Source organism: Ilumatobacter sp., from assembly GCF_046290335.1.
GTDB lineage: Bacteria > Actinomycetota > Acidimicrobiia > Acidimicrobiales > Ilumatobacteraceae > Ilumatobacter_A.
The window spans coordinates 1,444,576-1,469,218 of the sequence record NZ_JBKAGH010000001.1; the positions used below are offsets into that span (position 1 = coordinate 1,444,576).

A 24,643-nucleotide genomic window follows, 5' to 3' on the forward strand; every position below is an offset into this window, starting at 1 on the left:
ACCCGTCACGGTTCGTGTCAGACACCAACCGTGACGGGTCAGGACGCTCTCGGCGTGGCACGTTCGACGGAGATCGCGTTGGCGAGTTCTTGCTTGTCCATCGACGATCGGCCAGCGATGTCGAGTTCCTGCGCCAGGTCGTACAGCTCCGATTTCGACAATCCCCGGAGATCCGCAACGACGGGAGCGTCGTCGGAGACGTCGCCGGCTGGCCGAACCGGCTGCGCCTGGTGGGCGTTGCCCGGTCGCCGATTCCTCGCCGCCTCGACCGACTTTTCCAACGCGGACATCAACTCGATGACCTCGGCGCCTTCGGCTTCGGGTGCAGCGACGACCTCGTCGCCTTCCTGCTTTGCGTGGATCAGCTCCAGCACCCGCTCGCGATACGTGTCGCGATAGTTGGACGGTTCCCACTCCGTGGTCATCGCGTCGATCAGCGTCGTCGCTGCGCTGAGGTCTCGTTGGCTCAGCTCGATCGCGGTCGGCAGGCTCTCGATCTCCTGCTGCGGGTCTCGGACCTCCTCGTCGAAGAACAGCGTCTCGAGCGCCAACACGTCGCCGACCGGTCGGATCGCCGCCAGGTACTGCTTCGAACGCATCACCATCGTCGCCACGGCGGTGCGCTCGGTGTGCGACATCGCACGCACCAACAATTGGTACGCCCGAGCAGCGGTCTCATCACGGGGAGCGAGGTAGTAGGTCTTTCGGTAGTAGATGGGGTCGATCTCCGCCGCGTCGACGAAATCGGTGATCTCGATGGTTCGGGATCGACCCGGCTCGACCGCTTCGAGTTCCTCTGACGTCACCATCACGTAGTCACCGCTGTCGAGCCCGTAGCCCTTCACGATGTCATGCAGCGGCACTTCCTCGTCGGTGTCCTCGTTCACCCGGCGATAACGGATGCGCGATGACGTTCCCTGCTGGAACTGATGGAACTGGATCGAGCGGTCCTGCGTGGCCGTGAACAACCGAACCGGAACGTTGACCAGCCCGAACGCCACCGAGCCGGTCCAGATCGGCCGCGCCATCACGCGACTCCGGTCGTCGATCGGTCGGCGGAAGGGCCAGGGGTCATGTGGTCGGGCGAACGCACACGTACGGAATTCCCCGCCCGCCCATCCGCAAACCGGCCGAGCGCAGTCGACGCTGCGAGGTTTGCGACGCCAACGGTGGGAAACGCTCGGAGCATGAGCGATCGAGGTGCCGAGACCACGTGGAAGCCGAGCGAACCCGCCCCCGACTGGCTCGAAGAAAACCGGCGGCCCGAGGGGGTCGACGACGCCACCGTCGAGGCGTTGGGCAAGCTCGGCGAGGCCGTGGAACGTCTGGAACGCGCCCGCGGTCACCTCTACACATTTCATCAGATGTGCGGCACCGTCGACCTGATGTTCGGCGACGCCGCCGACCTGCTCCGAACGGCCGGACATCTCGATCACGCCGATGCGCTGGAACGGCACATCGTCGGCCGAAACGTGCTCGACGGACGCTGGAGCTTCCAGATCGTCGAGGAGTATGACGCGACGTATTGGAGCGTGGTTCGCGACTTCGCCGAACAGGCTCGTCACACGCTGCTCGACGGGGCGAACCACGTCTACGAGTCGGAGATGAAAGAACGTCGCCGCTCCCACGGGCTCCGCCACCACGAGTCACGACCGCCCGATCGCCGATCGGATTGAACGATCGGCAACGGGGGTACGCATCCGGCGAGGGTCGGAACGGCCGACCTCCCAGGCCCGACCGGAGTACAGATGCCGAACGAACTGAACGGAAAACACATCGCCTTCCTCACCGCCAACGAAGGAGTCGAACAGGTCGAGCTGACCTCACCCCGATCAGCCCTCGAAGCCGCTGGCGCCGAGACGACCCTGATCGCTCCTCCGCGCTCACCGCCGGACGGGCACCTGTGGGGTCCGGAGACCGACAAGGCGATCGACAACTTCCCGATGTCCGGCGAGCCAGTTCCGGCCCGGGTGATCCACTGGTTGGGACGGATCAAGAGCGCCGCCGCCACCGCAAACGCCGACCTCGCACTCCTCGACTCCGACCTCGCGGCCCGGATCGCTGACGCCGCGAACGCGATCGCCGCCGGCGAGCACGACGACCAGTTCCCGGTCGACGTGTTCCAGACCGGTTCCGGAACCTCGACGAACATGAACGCCAACGAGGTGATCAGCTCGCTGTGTGCTGGCGACGCTCACCCGAACGATCACGTCAACCTCGGGCAGAGTTCGAACGACGTGTTTCCGTCAGCCGTTCACCTGGCCGCGCTGGAGGCGACGGCTGATTCGCTCCTGCCCGCGCTCGACGGACTCGCCGCCGCGCTCGATCGGCGCGCCGCAGCCTTCGCCGATGTCGTGAAAGCGGGGCGCACCCACCTGATGGACGCCGTCCCCGTCACGCTCGGCCAGGAATTCTCGGGATACGCCGAGCAGGTCCGCAGCGCCCGAGACCACGTCGGCGCGACGCTGCCGTTCGTCGGTGAGATTCCACTCGGCGGAACCGCCGTCGGATCCGGACTGAACACACATCCCGACTTCGCGCAACGAGTGGTCGACCGTCTGCGGAAGTCGACGAGCAGCGGCGTCGCCGAACACCTCTCGCTGCCGCGAGACCGCTTCGCAGCGCAGGGGGCGCGAGACGGGCTCGTCGCCCTGTCGGGCGCGCTGCAGGTCGCCGCTGTCGCGCTCACGAAGATCTGCAACGACCTGCGCTGGATGGCGAGCGGGCCTCGCGCCGGGCTCGGCGAGATCACGCTGCCAGCACTCCAGAAGGGCTCGTCGATCATGCCGGGCAAGGTGAATCCGGTCATTCCCGAGGCCGTCCTGCAGGTCTGCGCGCAGGCGATCGGCAACGACGCCGCCGTCACCGTTGCAGCGATGCAGGGGAACTTCGAGCTGAACGTGATGGTCCCTGTCCTCGCTCGCAACGTGATCCAGTCGATCGAACTGCTCGCCTCGGGCGCTGACGTACTGGCATCGAAATGCGTCGACGGGATCGAGGCGAACGTCGAACGCTGCGCTGAATCGGCTGCGATGACGCTGGCGTCAGCGACCGCGCTGAACCCGGTGATCGGCTACGACGCCGCGGGCGAGATCGTTCGAGAGGCGCACCGCTCGGGGCGTTCGCTGCGCGACGTCGCCGCGGAGCACGGGGTCAGCAACGAACTACTCGACTCGGCGCTCGACCTGCGTCGGATCGCTGCCGGCAATCGATTCGACGATCGAGCCTGACCGCGGCGCCGAGGCTGCGGCCCCACTTCGGACGATCGGCGCCAGGCCGCAGGTCGCGACGTCAGGGTGCGGCGTCGTCGAGCGCGGCGAGCGCCTCGGTGATCGTGTGCGTCGGCGCCGGCCGATCGGCCCACGGATCAGCCTTCTGGGCGAGTCGGCGAAACACGTTGTCGATGGTGATCCGCTGCGGGTGAAACGACGCATCGAGCGCCTCGTTCCAATCGAGTGGGATCGCGATCGGCGCCGCCGGCAACGGACGCAACGAGTACGGCGCGACCGCATGACTCGATGACGTGTTGCGGAGCACATCGAGGAAGAGTCGGCCTCTGCGCCGGGCCTTGCGGTGCTCGAGGGTGTACGGGCCGCGACGCTCGATCGACTCGGCGACACGACGAGCGAAGGTGCGGGTCAGTTCGAAATCGGCGTCGTCATCGAGCACGTCGACGATCACGTGCAGGCCACGCGACCCCGAGGTCTTCACCCGAGGGGCGAGGTCGAGCGCATTCAGCACGTCACGCAGTTCTCGTGCCGCCGACCGGACCGGGTCGAGGTCGTCACTCGACGGATCGAGATCGAAGATCACCTCGACCGGCCGCGCCGGTTGATCCGCGTCGCACAGCAGGGTGTGGAACACGAGCGCGCCCTGGTTGGCGAGGTAGACGAGACCCGCTGCGTCGTCGACGACGCTGTAGGTGGTGGTTCCCCCGTCCGAGGTGTCGATCGCGACCCGACGGATCCAATCGGGGACGTGAGCCGGCGTGTTCTTCTGATAGAAACCGGCCGCGTCGATGCCCTCGGGAAACCGTTGCATCACCAGCGGGCGACGCGCGACGTGCGGCAGCATCAGCTCGGCGATGCGCTCGTAGTAGTCGACGACGTCGCCTTTCGTCACCCCGGCCTCGGCGAAGTACGGCTTGTCGAGATGGCTGAGCGAGATGGTTCGCTCCCCCACGTGCCGCTCGACCGATTTCGAGCTCACGACGTCATCTCCAGTCGCTTGCTCACGGCGTCACGCGAGCGAGGCAACGAGTCGACGCATTCGTCATCGTGCTGTTCCTCCAAGTGTCCGGCTGCGCGCGCTGGGTTCGTGTCGTGGGTGGCATACCCCCGTCCGATCAGCGCATGCACGCCACTGGAGATACGACGTCGACCAGGCGAAATCCGCCGCGCACCGACCTGGTCATGCGTGTGCGGGAGCGGGTGCAGCCGGTTCCCGACCCGGCCACCATCCCAGCTATCCCACCAGCCACTGACCCCACCAGCCCATTCATCACCGTGCCACTCGCCGCCATCCCACTCGCTGTGCCAGGTTCCCGCCGTTGGCTCCGGATCAGGGGTCTGTTCGCCTGACAGCACGGGGTCGATCCAGCCCGCGCATGCTGGCGCCTCGGCAGGGGCGCCCCGCACCGAGGTGCCGCACTCGGTGCCCCAACTCACGACTCCGGCAAGCTTGGCCACACCCGCCGAGTCGAACACGACCAGCGGGTCACCGCGGCCGGGATGCGAGACTCACCCATGAGCTTCGGTCAAGCATCCGGTCCGCCCGCACCCGCCAACAAGGTGCGAGAACTGTTGGCGCTGCTGCAGGAGGCCGGCCACACCGACTTCCGAGATGCTCGGGGCCCGATGGGGTTCACACAGCGTCAGGCCGGCGGGAAGTTCACCCGCGACGAGGTCGACGCATTCATCGAACGACTCGAAGCCGAAGTCGACGGATCCGGCGACGACGTTGCCGACGAGCCGCCGCCCCGTGCGTCCGCACCCATCGCTCGTTCGCCCCGACCCACCACAGGCGGGGCCTCACTGCCGGGGGCCTCACGGGACGGGGTCTCACGGGACGGGGTCTCACTGGACGGGGTCTCGTCGGCGGCCCTCGCCGCGGAGCTCCAACGACGCGGCTGGATCGTCGCCGAACCCTGACGAGCGCGTGCCTGCGCCATCGGGGTGTCGAACCCGGTGGGAACGGTCTCGATGATCACCGGCTGGCCGACGCCGTCGTGATCGGTCTCGGGCGGCGTCGCTTGTGGCCTTCGTTGACGATGATGACCGACGCGGCAACGCCGATCGCGACGAGCCACGTGACCGCTGACAGCGGCTCGAGACTGAGCAACTCCTGGGTCCACGGAACGTACATCGCAGCGATGTGCACCGCTGAGGAGACCAGGCTGAAGAGCAGAACCTTGTTCGTCAGCAGGTGCTTTCGGAACACCGACACGTCCTCGCTTCGGCAGTTGAAGACGTGCACCGTTTGGAACAGCACCAGCGTGGTCAGTGCTGCCGTTCGAGCGACGGCGAGCTCTTCGCCGTTGACGCTCCACAGCCAATAGAAGAGACCGAGCGTCCCGGCTGCCAGCCAGATCGCGACGATCACGAGCCGTTCGAGCAGGCGCCGGTCGAGTACGCCTTCGTCGATCGGCCGGGGCCGGCGTGTGAACAACGATTTCTCTCCGGGCTCGAACGCCAATGCGATGTCGGCGATCCCGTTGGTGACGACGTTCAGCCACAGGATCTGCGCGGGCAGCAGCGGCAACGGCCAATCGAGGCCGAGTGCCACGAGGATCAGCACCACCTCGGCCGCACCGGTGGAGAGCAGGAAGAACGTGGCCATCCGGATGTTGCGGAACGCCGTGCGCCCTTCCTCGACTGCGGCGTACACGCTCGCGAAGTCGTCGTCGGTGATGACGAGTTCGCTGACCTCCTTGGCCACATCGGTGCCGCTGCCCATGGCCGCTCCGATGTGCGCTGACTGGAGTGCCGGCGCGTCGTTCACGCCGTCGCCGGTCACGGCCACCACCTCGTCGCGTTCTTTCAGACGATCGACGAGCCGCTTCTTCTGCGTTGGTGCCACTCGGCTGTAGATGCTCGTCGATGCCAAGACATCGTCGAGTTCTTCGTCGGACAGCACCGCAATGTCCTGCCCCGTACGCACCGACGGTTGCTCACCGGCACCATCATCATCACCGGCACCATCACCGGCACCGGCACCGATGTGGACCTGTGTACCGATGGCTGCTGCGGTCGCGGCGTGGTCACCGGTGACCATCAACACTCGGATTCCGGCCTCGTGGCAGTTGCGAACCGCCTCGATGGCGCTGTCACGGGGCGGATCGAGCAACCCGTGCATGCCGACGAACACCAGACCGGAGGGCTCCTCGGTGTGCACCGAGTCGGCGGCCTCGTCGCCGCAGCCGACGGCCATGGCAAGCACTCGCAACCCTGCTGCCGCGAGCGATTCACTGAGCTCGAGCACGGCGTCTCCGTCGAGTGGTTCCTCGCCACCGTCGCCGGTTCGCTGTCGCTCGCACATCTCGACGATCCGCTCGGGGGCACCCTTCACGAGTACCAGCGGACCATCACCTTCGTCGTCGGGATCGTTGATCGTGGCCATGAACCGCTGTTCGGTCCGGAACGGCACCTTGTCCCGTTGACGATGGCGCTCGTCGAGATCGCGTCGCTCCAGACCGACCTGACGCCCAGCTCGGAGCAGAGCAATCTCCATCGGATCGCCCGAGTCGCCGTCGGTTTCGTCATCCCGCCCGCGCTGCTCGCTGCTGAGCGTGGCCTCGTTGTGGAGCGTGGCATCGCTGCAGAGCACACCGACGAGGAGGGCCTCGCGCAACGCCGGATGCTCGTCCAGCTCCACGTCGCGCCCGGCCGTGTGGCCATCGTCGCCGACCAGCCGGAGTCGATCGGCGTCGTCGCCCTCGCCGAACTCGAAGCGTTTCCCGCCCGCCGTCACCGCTCGGACCGTCATCCGGTTCTGAGTGAGCGTCCCGGTCTTGTCGGACAGCATCGTCGTGCAGCTGCCGAGCGTGTCGACCGCGTCCAGCTGGCGGATCAGCGCATTGCGATCGGCCATCCGCTTCACACCGATGGCCAACGCGACCGTGACCACGACCGGCAGACCGGCAGGGATCGCCGACACCGCCAACGCCACCGCCAACAGCAGCATCTCGTCGACGCTGCGACCGATCAACAAGCCCATCCCGAACGCCACCGCTGCCACTGCGAAGATTCCGACCGTGATCCACTTCGCCAGTCGCTCGATGCGCATCTCCAGCGGCGTGTCGGTGCCACCGCCCTCTTCGATCTGCTCGGAGATCTGGCCCATCTCGGTGTCGGTGCCGGTCGTCACGACGACGCCGACGGCCTCGCCGGAGGTGACACCGGTTCCCATGAACGCGATGTTGCGCTGGTCGGCGGGAGCCAGATGCCGCTCATCGAGGAGCTCGGTGTCCTTGTCGGCGGGCACCGATTCTCCGGTGAGCGTCGACTCGTCGATCCGGAGGCCACGCGTCTCGACGAGGCGGGCATCTGCGGGAACGATCGCGCCTTGTCGGAGCACGACGACGTCGCCCGGCACGATGTCTTCGGCGTCGATCTGCCGCTCGTCGCCACCGCGCCGAACGACCGCGTGCGGCGACACCATCTCCATCAGCGACTGCACAGCGGTCTCCGCCCGGTACTCCTGGAAGAATCCGATGGTGCTGTTCAGAACGAGCACGACCGCGACGACGATCGCGTCGCTGTAGCTCCGGATGGCGATCGTGACGACCAGCGCACCGACGAGGACGTACACCAGCGGGCTGGTGAACTGATCGAACAGGATGCGCCACGCGCTGACGGTCGTCTGCTCACGCAGCCGGTTCGGTCCGTGCTCTCGCAGACGCCGGCTGACTTCGTCGTCGGAGAGGCCCGAGTCGTCGACATCGAGTGTCTCGAACACCTCGCCGACGGATCGTCGATACCACGCCGCGGACCGGGCGTCCGCGGTCTCCTGGCCATCGATGGTTCGGGTGTCGGAATCGCTCGTGCTCATGAGATGTCGGGTCGGGTACCGACACGGAGTTCCTCGTCGTGGTGACGGTGAAACATCTCTGTGCTCGGGCGTCATGTCCCGGCTCCGACGGCGGCTCCGTTTCGTCGGTCCGGGCAGGGGGTACCTGCACATTGGTTACCTGCACGTTGGTGAGGGCATACCTGCACGTTGAGGGAAGGGATGACGGAACGGATGAGACAGCAGCAGCGAGTTGGGTCCCCCTGTCACGGGCACACGAACGCCGAGGAGCGTGTGGAAGCGGAGCCCCTGGCGACGGGCGTCCTCGTTGCCGTCGGCCGATTTCTCGCGGCGGGATCCTCATGACCACGAAGCGATTGCGCCTGCAGGAGACTCGCGGGGTCATCTTCGACCTCGATGGTGTGGTGACCGATACCGCTGGACTCCACGCTGACGCCTGGAAGCAACTCTTCGACGAGTACCTGTCACAGCGATCGGAGCGGGGCGACGAAGACCATCGACCTTTCACGATGGAGGACTATCGGCGCGACGTCGACGGCAAGGCGCGCAACGACGGCGTGGCGTCGTTCCTGTCGTCGCGCGGCATCGATCTGCCCGATGGTGAGGCCTCGGATCCACCCGGCCGTGAAACGATCTGCGGCCTCGGCAACCGCAAGAATGGGTACTTCCGAGAACGCTTGGAACTCGATGGCGCGCGCGTGTTCGGCGACGCGCTCGCGTTGGTCGAACAGCTCCACGATCTCCACGTGCCGACGGCGATCATCTCGGCGAGCCGCAACTGCGAGCTCGTCTTGCGTACCGCCGACATCGACCACCTCTTCGACGTCCGCGTCGACGGCGTGGTCGCCGACGAGCTCGGCTTGCCCGGCAAGCCCGATCCGGCCATCCTGCTCGAGGCAGCATCACGCCTCGATGTCCCCGCCGATGACGCCGTGATCATCGAGGACGCGCTCGCCGGCGTCGAGGCAGGTCACCGCGGCGGCTTCGGGCTCGTGATCGGTGTCGATCGCGACGCGCACGGCGGGCTCACCGGAGCCGGCGCCGACATCGCGGTGACCGACCTGTCGGCAGTGGAGGTCGTGCCTTTCGGTGACGGGGCTTGCCAGCCTGCCGACGCCGGTACGACCGGTGAGGTCGGTGCCATGCCCGTCGAGGTGCGCCTGGAGGCAAGCGTCGAGGCAAGCGTCGAGGTGTCTGACATCGACGAGGTGCCCGACGCCGTCGAGCACTGGCCCGCCCTGATGGAGCGGATGGGAGCCAGGCGTCCGGTGCTCTTCCTCGACTTCGACGGCACGCTGTCGCCGATCGTCGAGCACCCCGGCGACGTACGCCTGCCTGACGATGCCGCGACGGCGATCCGGCGGGTGGCCGAGTTGACGTTCGTGGCAGTGGTCAGCGGCCGCGATCTCCGAGACGTCCGACGGCAGATCCACCTCGACTCGATCTGGTACGCGGGGAGTCATGGATTCGAGATCGGTGGGCCCGACGGCGAGCACCACGAGATCGACGGCGCCGTCGACGCACTGCCGGATCTCGACCAGGCCCAGCGCGACATCGAGTCGTCGATCGGTGACATCCCCGGCGCGGAGGTCGACCGCAAGCGCTTCTCGATCGCCACCCACTACCGCAACGTCGCGAACGACCGCATCGACGAGGTCGTCGCAGCGGCCGAGGAGGCAGCCGAGCGCTCCGGCCTTCGATCGTCGCGGGGCCGCAAGGTCGTCGAGGTGCAACCCGACGTCGACTGGCACAAAGGACGAGCGGTGGACTATTTGATGAACGGGTCGATGAACGGGTCGATGAACGGGTCGATGAACGGGTCGATGAACGAGCTCGACCTCGACGCACAGCCAGTCGTTCCCGTCTTCATCGGCGATGGCACCACCGACGAAGACGCATTCGAGAGCATCGCCGGGAGCGGCATCGGCATCGTGGTGCGTCACGACGAACGCTCGCTGCCGTCGACGGCAGCAACCTTCGCCGTCGACGGCCCGGGCAGTGTGCCGGCACTGCTCGATCGTTTCGCCGAGCTGCTGGCCTCCACGACAGGTGCGCCGGCGAACGGCGGGGATTTGGCATGACGGGATGGAACTGGGTGTACGAGGGCTACGAGCCCGGCGAGGAGAAGCTCCGCGAAGCGCTGTGCGGGCTCGGCAACGGCTACCTCGGAAGCAGGGCAGCAGCTCCCGAATCCACCGCCGGCGAGGTGCACTATCCCGGCACCTACGTGGCCGGGCTGTTCAACCGGCGCACCAGCGAGGTCGCCGGGCGAAACGTGGAGAACGAGAGCATGGTGAACGTCGCGAACTGGCTGTCGTTGACGTTCCGCATCGACGGCGGCGACTGGTTCGACATCGACGACACCGAACTCGTCGAGTTCTATCAATCGGTCGATCTGCGCCGCGCCGTGTTGACGCGCCGATTCCGCTGCCGCGACGACCAGGGACGCACCACCACGGTCACGCAGCGACGGTTGGTTCACATGAGGCACCATCACGTATGTGCACTCGAGACCACGATCCAAGCCGACGACTGGGACGGGACGCTCGAGGTCCGCACCGGGATCGACGCCAATGTGAAGAACACCCTGGTCGCGCGTTACCGCGACCTCGCCAGCGATCACCTCGAGCTGTTGCAGATGATGGAGACCGACGATGACTCCGTCGTGGTCGAGACGATGACCAACCAGTCGCACGTCCATCTGGCGGTCGGCGCGCGAAGCACCATTCGTCGAACCGACGACAACCGCCGGGTCGATCGCGAACTCGTCGAATCAGACCGTTGGATCGGCCACGATCTGCGCACCGAGATCCGCCGAGACGAAGTGGTGACCATCGACAAGGTCGTCACGATCTTCACGAGCCGCGACGACGCCGTCACGCAACCGGCCGAAGAGGCGACGCGCTGGCTGGGACGACTCGGAACCTTCGACGAACTCCTCGACAGCCACGTCACGGCATGGCGACACCTCTGGAACCGGTTCCACGTCGTCGTCGACGACGAGCGAACGACGACCATCGTCCGGCTCCACCTGTTCCACGTGTTGCAAACGCTGTCGCCGAACACGGCCGAGATCGACGCCGGGGTGCCCGCACGGGGTCTGTACGGCGAGGCCTACCGCGGCCACGTCTTCTGGGACGAGATCTTCGTGCTGCCGATCCTCAACCTGCGCATCCCGGCGCTCACCCGCTCACTGCTCATGTACCGCTACCGCCGCCTCCCCGAAGCTCGCGAGGCTGCCCGCGCCGCCGGTTTCGCCGGAGCGATGTTCCCCTGGCAGTCCGGCAGCGACGGACGCGAAGAAAGCCAACAGCTTCACCTCAACCCGGAATCCGGACGTTGGAACCCCGACGCGACACACCGCCAACGCCACATCGGCATCGCCATCGCCTACAACGTGTGGCAGTACATCCAGGCCACCGACGACCGCGAGTTCCTCGACCACCACGGCGCGGAGATGCTGGTCGACATCGCCCGCTTCTTCTCGAGCATCGCCGAGTACGAGCCGTCACGCGACCGCTACGTCATCTGCAACGTGGTGGGACCCGACGAGTTCCACACCAGCTACCCGGGTGACGACGAGGAGCACGGCGTCGACAACAACGCCTACACCAACGTGATGACGGTGTGGGTGCTCGCACGGGCCATGGACGCGCTCGACCGACTGACACCGCACGACCACGACGAACTCCTCGAGACGCTCAGCATCGAGCCGAGCGAACTCGACCGGTGGCGGGACATCACCGAGAAGATGTTCGTGCCGTTCCACGGAGACGGCATCATCAGCCAGTTCGAGGGCTACGAAGATCTGGAAGAGCTGGATTGGGACGGCTACCGGCGGCGCTACGACGACATCCACCGACTCGACCGCATCCTCGAAGCAGAGAACGACGACGTCAACCGGTACCAGGTGTCCAAACAGGCCGATGCCTTGATGCTCTTCTATCTGCTGTCGGTCGACGAGCTTCGTGGGCTGTTCGAACGGCTGGGCTACCGGCTCGACCCCGACACGATGCCGCGGGTCATCGACCACTACCTGGCTCGCACCTCGCATGGTTCGACGCTCAGCGCCGTCGTGCACTCGTGGGTGCTCACCCGCGCTCGACGCGAGCGCGGTATGGAGTTGTTCTTCCGGGCGCTTCGCTCCGACGTCGTCGACATCCAGGGCGGCACCACCCACGAGGGCATCCATCTCGCCGCGATGGCTGGCAGCGTCGACCTGTTGCAGCGGTGCTTCGCCGGTGTCGAGACCAGAGACGAGCGGCTGATCCTGAACCCCAATTGGCCCGACGAGTTGGGCATGCTCGAGTTCAACCTGCGCTATCGCGAACACCTGCTGACCGTGCAGATCACCGACGGCGAAGTGCACCTGTCGAGCGCCTCCGGTGCGCCCGCCCCCATCGCCGTGTCGTGTCGGGGCGACGACACCACGCTCGAGTCGGGGAACTCGGTGACGTTCCCTCTCTCGGATCGCGACCACCCCACCGAGGCGAATCGACCCTGACCGACCACGTTGCCGCGACCGCGCCCGACACCGACGCCGTCACGCCGGCCTTCGACATCGCGTCGGCACTCAGTTGGTCGCACGGGAACGTCGACGCAGTGGATCCGGTGAGCACGATCGCAGCGACCCGATCAGATCATCTCCCGCGCCACCATCCGGGTGACATTGAATGCTCCAGTGAGGTCCACACACAGGTGACGCTGCCAGACCTTCGGGTCCAGGTCGACGAAGGCCCCGAGTTGCCCGTACCCGGAGTTGCTCACACAAATGTCGATCGCACCGTGCCGGTCCAGAACGGAAGCGATCGACGACCCACCGGTTCCCGCCGTCAGATCGACGCTGATCGTGGCGACGAAGTGTCTGTCCGTGACGACAACGAAGGGAATCGAGAACATGCCCGACCTGGTGACCGCGAAATCGTTTCCCGCCAGCGAACACGGCCTCGCCGTCGTGAGCACGACGCAGTCCGACGGACGCGTACTGTCGAGCGTGGTCAACTGCGGCGTCATCGACCATCCGGTCAGCGGTGCGCCGCGGGTCGCGCTGGTGTCGACCGGTCGGGCCGCACGGATCGGCCACATCCGCCAGGGCTCCCACGTCACCGTGCTCGTCCGGCGTGATTGGAAGTGGGTGTCGGTGACCGGTCCCGCCGAGTTGATCGGACCCTCCGATCCCGCCGACGGCGTCGACCCCGACGCGCCGCGGGTGGCACCCACGACGACGGGGACGAGTACGACCGCGCCATGACCGACGACGAGCGCGTGGTCGTACTCGTCACCCCCGAACGTATTCTCGGGGTGGCCCCGTGACCCTGGCGAAGGAGAGCACCTCATGCTCGCAGTCGTAGGCAGCGGCGAGTACCTCCCCGCAATGGGCGATGTCGATCGCCAACTGATCGAACTGTTCGACACGCCTCCCACAGTGGTCTGCCTCCCGACTGCGGCAGGGACCGAAGGTGACGCACTGATCGACTCGTGGATGCAACGCGGCGTCGACCACTTCACCTCGCTCGGCGGGGCGACCACCCCAGTCCGAGTGTGGGACCGCGACGCCGCGAACGACCCGACGAACTTCACCGCACCGCCACAGCCGCAGCGTATTGGCAGCCACCGCACGCCGACCCTCAGGCTGCCACACGCACACACAAACGCACACGTCTTCGGTGTGAGTGGCGGACCCGTGCGGGTGTGTGGTCGAGTGAGCGGCCAGGCGGACGGTACGAACATGAGCAAGCTGAACGAACAGCACCGAGCCACCCTCACCGTCGTCGAGACCGCCACCATCCTCGGCATCTCGCGAACCACCGCGTACGAATCCGTGCGACGCGGTGAGATCCCGGCGCGTCGATTCGATCGACGCGTCGGCGTGCTTCGCCACGAACTCGAACGACTCCTCGCTTCGCCGACGAGATAGTCGAGCATGAGCGTAACTTTCATGTTGCGCTCATCTCCATGGCAACCGGAGCCGACAAGTACTTCGAACGCCGATCGACCGAGCCGGGCTATGCGGAGGCGTACGACGCGGCCCGCCGCAAGATCGACCAGATCGATCGGCTGGTTCGCGCCCTCGACTCACGCCGCGAGACGCTCGGCATGACGAAGGCCGAACTCGCTCGTCGCGCCGATCTCACGCCCGAAGTGGTTCGCCGGCTGTTCAGCGCCGACTCACCGAACCCGACGATCGGAACTCTCACGGCGCTCGCCGACTCACTCGGCCTCGAACTCGTGCCGCAGGAACAGCACGCCGGCTGACCGCTCACTCGAGAACCGTTCGGCGGCATTCCCACTCCGCACGCATCGTAAGAGCACCTCGGTAGTCCTTCGGCTTCGCCGCTGATCGCTTCGGCGTGAACAAGCCGTCGATCACCACGATCGACGGGCCGCCGAGATCGGCGGCGTCCCGCTCGAGCACACAGAACACTCGATGATTCTTGCCGTCGCCCCGAACCCGCACCTCGAAGAACCCGGACATGTCGCCGTGCATCGCCTCCCACTTGCCGCCACCAGAGCACGACGGAGGCGGCGCGTGGGCCACGGCATCGAGCACCGCCTGCACCTCGGCGACCAGCTTCGACGACAACGTGTCGAAGAAGTCGATCGCTGGGACGGACCTATCCGGATCGTCGCCAGCGTGTCGTTGGAAGAAGTAGGTCAGCCACGGAGTTGCCCCACCTACACCGCCCGACCGTGGTGCCAGTCGTCGCCATCACTGAGGATGCGGGACGCGACGACTTCGGCGGCGTCTCGTGCGATCGAGGGCGTGACGTGTGAGGAGAGATCGAGCGTGACGCCGACCGTGGCGTGCCCCCAATCTCTCGGACACGACCTTCGGACGCACGCCGGCTTTCAGCGCGAGCGTGGCGTAGGAGTGGCGGAGGTCGTGCAGGCGGATCGTCGGCAGGTCGGCCTCGGCGACATGACGGCGGAACGCACGAGAGCACGCATCCGGATGGACAGGCTCGCCGAGTTCGTCAGTGACCACGTAGTCGACTGAGCCGTTCCATGCCGGGCCGACCGGCAGGCGCTCGTCGTTCTGCCGGCGACGATGCTCTCGGAGCACTGCAAGGGTTCCTTCGTCGAGGAAGATCTGGCGGCGACTGCGCGACGTCTTCGGCGGGCCGGTCACCAGTCCGGTGCCGACCGTCGTGAGCGTGTTCGACACCGCCAGGTCTCCCCCATCGAAATCGAGATCGCCCCAGCGGAGCCCGAGCAATTCGCCTCGACGCATGCCGGTCGTCGCCAGCAGCACGAAGGCAGCGTGCAGGCGATCGGTGCGGATCGAATCGAGGAACTTCCGCAGCGCGTCGGACGACCATGTCGACTGCTCGACGCAAACATCTGATGGCGGCTCGGCCGCTGCGGCCGGGTTGCTGCCGACGAAGCCAAGGCGTTCGGCATCGGCGAGTGCTTTGCGCAGCACCGTGTGCGTCTTGCGCACCGTCTTCGGCGACAGCGGCTTGCCGGTGCGGCCACCCGACCCCAGCTGTTCGGCGTAGAAGTGTTCGAGCTGCAGCGGAGCGAGGGCTTGCAGCTTCGATCGACCGAGGCCCGACTTGGTGCGCGTCACCGCGTGGCCATAGCTGTGCCACGTGGTCGGCCGCAACCGATCGCGCTGCAACTCCAGCCACTCGTCGAGGAAGTCACCGAGCGTGCGCACGGAACGAGTCGGCACAACGCCGTCGCGCATCGATGAGGTCACGTCGCGCAGTGCCGTTTCCGCTGCGCGCTTCGTTGCGAAGCCCTGGCGAGACGCCTGGCGGCGCTTGCCGGTGGCCGGGTCGGTGCCGAGATCGATCCGGTATCCCCAGCCGCCAGCGTGTTTGCGAACCGACCCTCTGGCCATGAGTCGCCGCTACCCCTTGTGCAGGATCCGTGCAGGAATCGAGTTTCGGCATTGGTACCGCCACAAGCTGAACCGATAAGACACCAGGTTCTGAGTGCCCGGGGCGGGACTCGAACCCGCACTCCACGTGAGTGGAAGGGGGGTTTAAGCCCTCGGTTTTGCGTCCGTATGCTGCGGTTTCGTCCGGATGTTCACGTTCTGTACGGCGGGAGCGTCCGGCCAGTTCGTCGAGTTGCGGCGAATCCGGCCTGTGCCGGGAAATCCTGTGAACATCTTGGGATCATCCGACGGGACCAGAAATTCGGTCGATGCAGTGCTGCGTCCCGAACAGTGACGTTGAACTCCGACCGACTGGCAGGGGCCTGTCAGGCATTCTGTGGGTTAGTCGTGATCTGGTGGCTGCAGCGGGACTGCTGCGCAGGCGGGATCACCTTCATGGACAACACAGATGACAACGTAGACGCAAGTCGGGCACCGCCGACGGGACCCGTGGTGGTACCCGATCTGGCTGATGTCGCCGGTCAGCTCGTTGCTCCAGCAAGAGCGAACGGCGTGAACTGACGGGGCCGGTCACCCCGGTCATGAGCATCGAGGCAGAGGCTCAGGCGGCAAGGTCCGCAACGGCAGCTCAGCCAAGACGGTGACGACACTGCCGCACGGGGCCCGGTGGGAGAAGACCTCGAAGCCGGTCGACAAACCCACTGATGCGATCGGTCGTCGACGGGCGACGCTAGCCGAGTTCTGTTCTCGACCATGCCCGCTCGCTCATTGATCTGACCTCGATGTCGTCCTTGTTATGTCAACTCGACGCAACAAGATGCACATGTTGTTCCGCTCTCGCTGCTCTCATTCTCGTCTCGTTTCAGCCTGTGCTCATTGAGGCATTCGGATTAGACGCCGTCGAAAGTTGTCGATGCCGATCTTGCTCAAGCCTCAACCTGCGGTAGACAGTTCAAGTTGCAAACCCGATCGACCGATGGGTCTGTGATACAGGAGGCACGTTGTCCATGACATCTTTTTCGAGTTCCGATCCTCGTCGTGGAATACGACGTCGCGTGCGTCGCTCTGCGGGGGCGTGCAGTATCGCCGCCCTTGCGTGGAGTGGCATCGGCACCACTGCGTCAGCTGCGCCGGTGCCGGCCGTCGAGGCGCCGCTCGTTGCCGCTTCTCTGATCGGGCTGCGGGCCGGGAGCCAAGGCACCGACGTAAAGGCGCTCCAACAAGCTTTGCTCGATGCTGGGATCCGTGTCCCCGGTGGCGCCGACGGCGTCTACGGTCCGGCCACCCGACAGGCGGTAGTCGATTTCCAGAACGCACGCGGTCTAGCCCCAACAGGTGAGGTCGACCAGGCAACTTCGGCGGCGTTGACCGCCGGTACATCGGGCACGCAAGGATCGTCCGGGCTGTCCATGGGATCGCAGGGCTCTGACGTCGCTGCGTTGCAAGAGCAGCTAATCGCCAGCGGAATTTTCCTGGCCGGCGGCGCAGACGGAGTGTTCGGCACTGCCACCGAGCGTGCCGTGACGCAATTCCAGCGGTGGAACGGCCTGGAGGCCACCGGCGTCGTGAACACCGCCACGGCAAAGCGCCTCGACGCCGCAGCCGGCGGGGCCGCTGCCAAACCTGATGCAGTCTCGACGGCGACGTCCTCGTCGAGCGATGGCACCTACGTCGGGCTGGGACGAGGCGCCAAGGGCGCGCTCGTGAAGCAACTCCAACAGGCACTGCAATCTACTGGACTGGTCGTACGCGGCGGAGCCGACGGCGTGTTTGGGACAGCGACCGAATCGGCGCTCAAGGCATTCCAGCGCGTCAACTCGTTCTCTCAGACCGGCGTGGTCAGCGAGCGCGACGCCGAGGTGCTCGGGCTCGGCGGTGGGTCGACCACCGCTGCAACGTCAACGAGCCCGTACCTCGGCTTGAAGATCGGCGCCTCCGGCAATCTCGTCAAGGACACGCAGCAGGCGCTCATCGCTGCCGGAGTCACCGTTCGTGGCGGCGCCGACGGGGCCTTCGGCAACGCGACCAAGACCGCGCTCACCGCATATCAGAAGGCACTGGGCATCGCTGCGGACGGCACGGTGAGCCAGGCGACGATCGACAAGCTCGCTCTGGGCAACAGCCAGGCACCTACGCCGATGCCCAGCAGCGGATCCTCGACCCCGGCGACCGCCTCGGACAATCCCTATGTCGGCCTACGGGTCGGCTCGAGCGGTGCGCTCGTGCGGGAACTCCAACAGGCGCTCCAGAACACCGGCCTCGTCGTGCGCGGTGGCGCCGACGGATCGTTCGGTAGTGCGACCAAGTCGGCGCTCGTTGCGTTCCAATCGGTGAACGGCATCTCCCAAACCGGCATCGTGAGCGAGCGAGGAGCGAGCATCTTGCAACTCGGATCAGGCACCGTCGGCATCGTCAACCCGAACACGAATGGCGGGTCCGCTCAGATGGAACGCTTCCCGGTCCAGGGCCTCTGCTTCTACGGCGACACCTGGGGTGCCGCCCGCGGCGGTGGCCGTCGCCACCAAGGCGTCGACATCATCGCCGCCGAAGGCAAACTGCTGTATGCAGTGGCCGACGGTGAGATCTCCAAGATGTACTGGGATCAGCCCGGCTCGCTCCCCGGCAACGGTCTCCGCGTCGCTCAACCAAACGGAACCTACTTCACGTACCTCCACATGTTCGGATTCGCTCCAGGGATCGAGGTCGGCACGAAGGTCAAGGCCGGCGACGTGATCGGCTTCGTCGGCAACACCGGCTCGAGCTCAACGGCACACGTGCACCTCGAGGCTCGCCCGAACGGTGGCGCTGCGGTCAACCCGTACCCGCTCGTGAAGGCAATCGATGGGTGCAGCAACACCAAGCCGCAGTACCAGTCCAGCTTCAGCTGAGCCGGGCGTAGAAGTCGGCGAGGACCGCGAACGCGAGTCGCGTGAGAGAACCTCGGACATCACGGTGGTTCCGACGTAAATGCGAATGCACCGCTCGTGAAAATCTTGGGATCAGGACGAGGTCTCCGGGCGGCAACCCCAGGGTCGCAGTTGGCGAGCCATCGCCGAGCTCAGCGCGCCTCGCCGATTTCCGACGGAGCCGTCTTCAAGATCGGGCAGCGCCTGACCAGCGAACGGCGTTGCTGAACCAACTCACGGTGTCGTCCAACCTGATTCGTCCAAGCCGGGGCACGAGGCGCCCGGCGCGATGCATACGAGCGATACTCGTCGCCGTGAAGACGCCGAAGGTGCGGCTCCTCGACGGAACGGACCTGCAACTCGACGGCGACGACGAGGGGTGCGGTCGAGGAAAACGACACCAGATTCGGCACCATCATCGCGAGGCCGATTGCCGCGACGATCATGGCCGTGGGCGAGGAATTCCGCGACGATGCCAATTGCTGCCACGGCGAGACCGACACGGTTGAGCCACGAGTTCGCAGTCGTCGGTTCGAAACCGAGGATCTCAGCGATCGGTGCCACAAACCCGGCGATCAGTGCGAGAACAAAGATCCACCCTGCCCACCACTCGACCGATCCCGCTGCGGAGCGCAATCCGTCTGCACGAATTCCGCTGTCGCCGGTGGACCGCCTGTGCTGACCGATCGGGCAACGAAAGCGACGAGGATCCACGCCACGAACCTGATCCATGCAACGACCGCGTCTTCGAGTTGTTGCCAGGCGTTGGGCGTGTTGCCGTTCCGTCGAGCGTGGCTCGCGTCCGCGAGGAGTTCGCCGATTCGATACCGAATCGCGTCAGAAAGAGGTTGACGGATCGCCATCAGGCGGGGGTCCCGATCGGACTGCTGCAGCGGCTACTCGCCACGCCAAGTCCGGAGGCTCGAAGGATCGACTCGATGCGGAGCCCGACCACGGTCATGAGTTCTCCGAGACGGTGTGCGCGAGGTGTTCGCGCGACAGGTCGAGCAGCATTCGTACGTGGGCATCGTCGAGGCGGTAGAAGACGTTGCGTCCATCGCGTCGATTCCGAACGGCCCCGGCGCTACGCAAGAGGCGCATCGCCTGGGAGACTTTCGTTTCGTTCGTGTCGACCACGGCTGCGATGTCGCAGACGCACAACTCTCCAGCCTCCAAGAGCGCATACAAGATGCGGACACGTGTGGGGTCGCCCAGCAACCTGAACATCTCAGCGAGGTCCACGGCCTCATCGACGCTGACGAGACTTGCGGCGACGGCCACGACTCTCCCCTCGTCGATCCGCGTCTCGACACATCGATCAATTCCGGACACTGAAGAAACCTGCACAGACATGAAGATATACTCGTCGACGTGTTGACGCAACTCACGGACACGGCCATTGCGCTCCGCCGACGCACGACACGTTTGACACCGTCGTGAGCCTGTTGGCCCATGGCGGTACCGGCCTGATCAATACGTGGGGTTTCGCCTACGTGGGCGGAATCATTGGCCTGTTCAGCCTCTCGTTGCTCTATGTGAAGGGCAAAGTCAGCGAGCACTCGAGTTCCGCAGGTCAGTCACCGAGACGGTCCGCACTTGCTGCGCTGGGTCCCGGAGTCATCGTCGTTGGAGGTGTGTGCGGTTTGTCCTTCGGACTCGGCGCTGCGGGTGTCCTCGAGCGCCAGTTCGTCGATGACATCGAGCCGGCTGAAGTCGTCGCCCGGCTGTGCCGTTCGGATTCGGACGCCGGAGCGGAGACCGAAGTGCTGCATGATGACATCGAACACGTCATCGATGACCTGGAGGCGGTCGCGGCATCGGGTGTCCACGCCGAACTCCACGACGAGCGTTTGCGTGCGCCGGACCGCGCACTGCTCATCGACCGTCTCGTCACCGAACTCACCGACGCGGACCGGAGCCGTGTTGCCTCTTGCGATGAGTTCGCCCGCGTTGGGAACGACGACGATTCTTGACCCGCAACTCGGATCTGCGTAGATCGTGCGAGACGGCGTGCAACCCGTCCTCGTTCGAGTCGACCGAGCTTGCCTAGCCGGGGCGGCCGACGCCAGAGACTTTGCCCCAGTTGACGTTGGCAACATTCACGACGCTGCCGGTGTTCGGTGCGTGTACGAGTTTTCCACCGCCGAGGTAGATGCCGACGTGGCTGATCGGGCTGTAGTAGAAGAGCAGGTCGCCTGGCTGGGCCGCACTCTTGTCGACGTGGGGGATCGAGGCGTATTGCTGACGAGATTGGTGCGGAAGGTAGACACCGGCCTGGGCCCATGCGTAGGCGGTGAGACCCGAGCAGTCGAACGAGACACCCGGATTCGACGTTGCGTACTTGTACGGCACACCCAGCTGGCCCATTGCCGCATTGATCGCGGCACTCGAACGAGAGCTGGGAGCCGGCGCCGGAGGGGCCGACGTGGGGGCGGGAGCTGGAGCGGTAGATCCGCCGCCGCCACCGGAATTGGAATTGGAATTGCCGCCGGAATCGTTGTTGCCACCGGAGTTCGAGCTACCGCTGGAGTTCGAGTTCGAACTGCTCTGCTGGGGAGCTTCGGCCTGAGCTGCCGCTTGTGCAGCCTCGAGCTCGGCCTGGACACGGATGGCGGACTCGGCGGCACGCCGTGCCTCCTCCTCGGCAATCAACTCACCGAGTTCGGCCTCGGCTTCGATCCGCGCCTGCTCGTACTCGCGGGTCTTCTGATCGGTCTGCTCCTGGGCGGCGGTGAGCGAGTCGGCGAGATCTTCGGCCTCGGCAACCTTGTCCTCGAGCGACGCACGATCGTCCTCGAGATCGGCGACCAGAGCATCGAGATCGTCGGTGCTGATGTCTGCGGCGCTCAGTGCCACTCGGGCGAACTGATCGCGCTGCAGCCGGTGGTTAACGTCGCCGACGTCCTCGAACAGCGGTCCGAGCGAGGTGGTGCCCGAGCCGACGAACGAACGAACGGCCATGTCGCCCAGCTCGGAGCGCAGCGCGGTCAGCTCGGCCTCCTTGACGGTGATATAGGCGTCGAGGTCGACGATCTCCTCGTCGAGCTCGGCCTTGCGTTCGATTGCCTCGACGAAGTCCTCACCGAGCTGGCTGGCCTGTTCCTCGAGGCGTTCGAGCCCGTCGACGATGCTCTCGACTCGGGCCCTCTGCTGATCGACCGGGCTTGCTGAGGCCAAATGCGGCGACACGGCTGGAATGACCAAGGAAAGCATGACAGCGATCGGAGCGACTCGAAGGAAGTGCTTCACGGGCGCCGACTGTACCGAATATGACGACTTCGTTACGACACTGCGTCGAAAACTCCGTGAAACGCGCGTCACAGCTGGAACCGCTCGGCGATCAACCCGAAGTTCGTCATAGCTCGCCGTCGGGCTGCTGGCCAGCGAGTCCACGCTCGGGGCGGCGTCCGGAGCGATCACAGGTGAGTCGTCGGCACAGCCGACCAGGGCGGCGGCGAGCAGCAGGAACGAGATCCGAAACCGTCCGGCCTTCAGCTCGGATGTGCGTCGCCCCTCCAGGCGCATTGTTGTGCGATCGGCTTGCTGTCCGCATCGATCGATGGACCAACGCTGCCGACTGAAGTTGCGCCGCGTGAATTGGTCGCTGGCAAGGTGGGTGAATGTCGCATGGAACCAACAGTGACTCTGAGAGCACTCGTTGGATATGGACTGCAGATTGTCGCGCCGAACGCAGCCGCTTGCGTTCCCCGAGTTTGGCTCCTTCGACGAGTTCGCCGGCGCACCCTTGGGCAAGATCTTGCTGATCCAGACCAGAGCCGTCAGCCTCCCATTCATCGTTGGCGTCTACGAACACTTCCGATTCCTCCCCGCGCTCAAAGCCGATCACGATTCACCCGATTTGCTTGGCGAGTGGCGCTCAACGGTCCTCGCCAGATCGATCATGCTGTTCTTCGACGTACCCGCATGGCTCGTCGCAGCATCATCCTGACGACTTCGTTGCCATGCTCGTCGTCATGATCGTGGGAATGATCGCCGTCATCGCAGCGACGGTTGTGGCCTGGCAGATCGCTCACCGCACCTCACCACTCGTACGTCGATGGAACCCTTCATCGTTCCCACGGCACACAGCCGCACCGCTGAGCGTGCTCGACAGCGGCCCGACCGGGCGCACTGATGAAGAGGTTGTCCTACTACTACACGGTCTGGGAGCAACCGGCGACTACTTCGGAGCTTTCTACGACGGGCTCAGCCGTAAACGACGAATCTTGATCGTCGACCTCCTCGGCTTCGGACGCTCACGTAATGAGGCCAGAGAAGTGTTCAACATCGATGCGCACGCAACGGCAATCGACCAAGCGCTCGAGTCGCTCGCACTGGATCGCTCTCAGATCGTGCTCGCTGCTCATTCCATGTCCAGCGCCATTGCGCTGACATGGGCCGACCGCCATCGGGACCGAACGCGACACGTATACCTCTGGGGGCCACCGATTTACCCACACAACAGCGCGGGGCGATCCATCAGCAAGGAGTACGGCACCATGGCACGTCTCTTCGCCCTCAATCCAAAATGGGCACGACAAGCCTGCCGCGCCAACTGCGCCAATCGAGATCTCAGCAGCCGGGTCATGGCAGCGCTGGCACCCCGGTGGCCGTCCCCAGTCAGCATGAGCGCCTCGCGCCACACCTGGGAGGCCTACCGCGGCTCCCTCGGCGCCTTGATCCTCGACTTCGATTGGACAAGTGTCCTGCCGTCGAGTGTCCCCGTCACGATATTCCACGGCACCGACGATCCGATCGGCGACCAAGCTCACATCGCGAGACGCTCTGGCAGCGCCACGATCGTCAACGTCCCAGACTCGGGCCACCACCTCGCGCTCGAACACCCTGAGCTGCTCTTCGACGCTCTCGACAACCTCTAGCAGGCCTGTAGGGGCCAACGACGCACCGCTGCGGGACGTCGACGGAGAGATCGAGCTGGCAACCACACCTGTTCAAGCCACTTCCTGGAACGCGTCAACGCCGAAGGCGCGGCCACCGAGAAAGAGCGGCGAGCATCGACGGGTTCCGCTTGCTTCAGGATCCGAGCGTGCACGAGGCGTCGGGGCGTGGATAGCCGGCGATGTCGAGGTCAATGCGGGTCCGACTCGAATCGTCCGGCAGTTCGAGTGGTTCGAGTTGGTCGTAGGTTGCAGTGATGACGTACCGGTCTCGGTGCTCGACAACAGCGGCATCGTCCCCGGCCGCAGGAGGGTCGACAACGAGGCCGGTCACCCGTCCGAGCGGGTCGACCACGGCGGTGATCGTCGGGATCCGGTTGCGGTCCTCATCCGTGACGGTGACACCGCCGGCTGCAAGTTCATCGAGGTAGCGGTCGGGGTTGATCGTGATCTCGATCGCGTCGCCCGGGAGCCCGAACGGAGCAGGTGTGGTGTCGACCGACGTCGCGATGTCGATTGCCGCAAGGACGGTGGTTTTCAGGTCGGGCGCCTTGACTCCGGTCACGATGTAGCCAGCGAGGGCTTCGCCGAAGAGTCCGACGAGGCGCGATTCATCCCCACTCGGGCCGAGAGGTATCTCCAGCCACGAGTTGGGCTGATTCGGCTCAGCAATCAGGAGCGATGTTCCGGTGACGATCAGCGCTGGGGCATCACGTTCGGGGGCGAGGCGCAGCATTCCAACGTTCACGTCGATCGAACCCGAAACTTCGTCCAGGCCGTTCAGGCAGGCAACGTAGGGAGATGCACTGTCGGGTTGGTAAGAAAAGTTCCACCGCTGCGGCGTGGGGCTGGCGGTGAGGCGTTCCACGATCGGTGCCGCCTCGTCGGACGAGATCGAGGGGGAGTCACCTGCACACGCAGCGAGCGTCGCCGCGATCGCCACGAGGGTCACGACCCGTGTCATC

At 65.6% G+C, this 24,643-nt stretch carries 21 protein-coding genes; 12 read left to right on the plus strand and 9 right to left on the minus strand.

The genetic code is table 11. The features are described from left to right. Positions 1-38: 38 nt before the first annotated feature. Positions 39-1,028 carry a Ku protein gene (locus tag ACE37B_RS06475; RefSeq protein ID WP_409922459.1) on the minus strand — a complete coding sequence of 330 codons (990 nt, stop codon included), beginning with the start codon at positions 1,026-1,028 and terminating at the stop codon, positions 39-41. A gap of 159 nt (positions 1,029-1,187) precedes the next feature. Between ACE37B_RS06475 and ACE37B_RS06480 the strand changes: the two genes are divergently transcribed. Beyond that, the gene (locus ACE37B_RS06480; protein ID WP_409922460.1) at positions 1,188-1,676 is read left to right on the plus strand and encodes a hypothetical protein; all 489 of its coding nucleotides are present in this window, start codon (positions 1,188-1,190) and stop codon (positions 1,674-1,676) included. 72 nt (positions 1,677-1,748) lie between these two features. Further along, positions 1,749-3,230, plus strand: a complete 1,482-nt coding sequence (locus ACE37B_RS06485; protein ID WP_409922461.1) for a lyase family protein — start codon at positions 1,749-1,751, stop codon at positions 3,228-3,230. Positions 3,231-3,291: 61 nt separating this feature from the next. On the opposite strand, the gene ligD is transcribed toward ACE37B_RS06485, so the two are convergent. Then, entirely contained in the window at positions 3,292-4,209 is a 918-nt protein-coding gene (gene ligD, locus ACE37B_RS06490; RefSeq protein WP_409922462.1) for a non-homologous end-joining DNA ligase, read from the minus strand. Positions 4,210-4,730: 521 nt separating this feature from the next. Between ligD and ACE37B_RS06495 the strand changes: the two genes are divergently transcribed. Further along, on the plus strand, positions 4,731-5,150 hold the full coding sequence (locus ACE37B_RS06495) for a hypothetical protein (protein ID WP_409922463.1): 420 nt from the start codon (positions 4,731-4,733) through the stop codon (positions 5,148-5,150). Between the two features lie 55 nt (positions 5,151-5,205). Here ACE37B_RS06495 and ACE37B_RS06500 read toward each other — a convergent pair whose 3' ends face one another. Then, entirely contained in the window at positions 5,206-8,049 is a 2,844-nt protein-coding gene (locus ACE37B_RS06500; protein WP_409922464.1) for a cation-translocating P-type ATPase, read from the minus strand. 320 nt (positions 8,050-8,369) lie between these two features. On the opposite strand from ACE37B_RS06500, the gene otsB reads away from it, so the two are divergent. After that, positions 8,370-10,109 (plus strand): trehalose-phosphatase, encoded by a 1,740-nt coding sequence (otsB, locus tag ACE37B_RS06505; RefSeq protein WP_409922465.1) that lies wholly within the window; start codon positions 8,370-8,372, stop codon positions 10,107-10,109. After that, the gene (locus ACE37B_RS06510; protein ID WP_409922466.1) at positions 10,106-12,532 is read left to right on the plus strand and encodes a glycoside hydrolase family 65 protein; all 2,427 of its coding nucleotides are present in this window, start codon (positions 10,106-10,108) and stop codon (positions 12,530-12,532) included. Before otsB ends, ACE37B_RS06510 begins: the two co-directional genes overlap by 4 nt. Positions 12,533-12,663: 131 nt before the next feature. Here the strand turns inward: ACE37B_RS06510 and ACE37B_RS06515 are convergent, their stop codons facing one another. Then, entirely contained in the window at positions 12,664-12,927 is a 264-nt protein-coding gene (locus tag ACE37B_RS06515; RefSeq protein WP_409922467.1) for an SDR family NAD(P)-dependent oxidoreductase, read from the minus strand. Between ACE37B_RS06515 and ACE37B_RS06520 the strand changes: the two genes are divergently transcribed. The 3 genes from ACE37B_RS06520 (at position 12,899) to ACE37B_RS06530 (ending at position 14,283) form a co-directional block, all read left to right on the plus strand. After that, complete coding sequence (locus ACE37B_RS06520; protein WP_409922468.1) at positions 12,899-13,279, plus strand: pyridoxamine 5'-phosphate oxidase family protein; 381 nt, start codon at positions 12,899-12,901, stop codon at positions 13,277-13,279. The genes ACE37B_RS06515 and ACE37B_RS06520 overlap by 29 nt on opposite strands. A gap of 84 nt (positions 13,280-13,363) precedes the next feature. Then, on the plus strand, positions 13,364-13,945 hold the full coding sequence (locus ACE37B_RS06525) for a helix-turn-helix domain-containing protein (protein WP_409922469.1): 582 nt from the start codon (positions 13,364-13,366) through the stop codon (positions 13,943-13,945). 38 nt (positions 13,946-13,983) lie between these two features. After that, the gene (locus ACE37B_RS06530) at positions 13,984-14,283 is read left to right on the plus strand and encodes a helix-turn-helix domain-containing protein (RefSeq protein WP_409922470.1); all 300 of its coding nucleotides are present in this window, start codon (positions 13,984-13,986) and stop codon (positions 14,281-14,283) included. A 4-nt stretch (positions 14,284-14,287) separates the two neighbouring features. Here the strand turns inward: ACE37B_RS06530 and ACE37B_RS06535 are convergent, their stop codons facing one another. Further along, positions 14,288-14,611, minus strand: coding sequence for a hypothetical protein (locus ACE37B_RS06535; protein WP_409922471.1), 324 nt, complete (start codon positions 14,609-14,611; stop codon positions 14,288-14,290). Between the two features lie 126 nt (positions 14,612-14,737). Then, a complete protein-coding gene (locus ACE37B_RS06540) occupies positions 14,738-15,874 on the minus strand; it encodes a tyrosine-type recombinase/integrase (protein WP_409922472.1) in 1,137 nt (378 codons plus the stop codon). A gap of 1,055 nt (positions 15,875-16,929) precedes the next feature. Here ACE37B_RS06540 and ACE37B_RS06545 point away from each other — a divergent pair. Further along, on the plus strand, positions 16,930-18,762 hold the full coding sequence (locus ACE37B_RS06545) for a peptidoglycan-binding protein (RefSeq protein ID WP_409922473.1): 1,833 nt from the start codon (positions 16,930-16,932) through the stop codon (positions 18,760-18,762). A gap of 975 nt (positions 18,763-19,737) precedes the next feature. Here ACE37B_RS06545 and ACE37B_RS06550 read toward each other — a convergent pair. Continuing rightward, on the minus strand, positions 19,738-20,007 hold the full coding sequence (locus tag ACE37B_RS06550) for an ArsR/SmtB family transcription factor (RefSeq protein ID WP_409922900.1): 270 nt from the start codon (positions 20,005-20,007) through the stop codon (positions 19,738-19,740). A gap of 209 nt (positions 20,008-20,216) precedes the next feature. Here ACE37B_RS06550 and ACE37B_RS06555 point away from each other — a divergent pair, with 209 nt between their 5' ends. After that, positions 20,217-20,753: a hypothetical protein gene (locus ACE37B_RS06555; RefSeq protein WP_409922474.1), complete on the plus strand. Its 537-nt coding sequence runs from the start codon at positions 20,217-20,219 to the stop codon at positions 20,751-20,753. A gap of 73 nt (positions 20,754-20,826) precedes the next feature. On the opposite strand, the gene ACE37B_RS06560 is transcribed toward ACE37B_RS06555, so the two are convergent. Further along, complete coding sequence (locus ACE37B_RS06560; RefSeq protein ID WP_409922475.1) at positions 20,827-21,993, minus strand: NlpC/P60 family protein; 1,167 nt, start codon at positions 21,991-21,993, stop codon at positions 20,827-20,829. A gap of 463 nt (positions 21,994-22,456) precedes the next feature. Here ACE37B_RS06560 and ACE37B_RS06565 point away from each other — a divergent pair, with 463 nt between their 5' ends. Beyond that, positions 22,457-22,729, plus strand: a complete 273-nt coding sequence (locus ACE37B_RS06565) for a hypothetical protein (RefSeq protein ID WP_409922476.1) — start codon at positions 22,457-22,459, stop codon at positions 22,727-22,729. A 37-nt stretch (positions 22,730-22,766) separates the two neighbouring features. Beyond that, entirely contained in the window at positions 22,767-23,660 is an 894-nt protein-coding gene (locus ACE37B_RS06570) for an alpha/beta fold hydrolase (RefSeq protein ID WP_409922477.1), read from the plus strand. Between the two features lie 154 nt (positions 23,661-23,814). Here the strand turns inward: ACE37B_RS06570 and ACE37B_RS06575 are convergent, their stop codons facing one another. Then, the gene (locus ACE37B_RS06575) at positions 23,815-24,642 is read right to left on the minus strand and encodes a hypothetical protein (protein ID WP_409922478.1); all 828 of its coding nucleotides are present in this window, start codon (positions 24,640-24,642) and stop codon (positions 23,815-23,817) included. Position 24,643 lies beyond the last annotated feature (1 nt).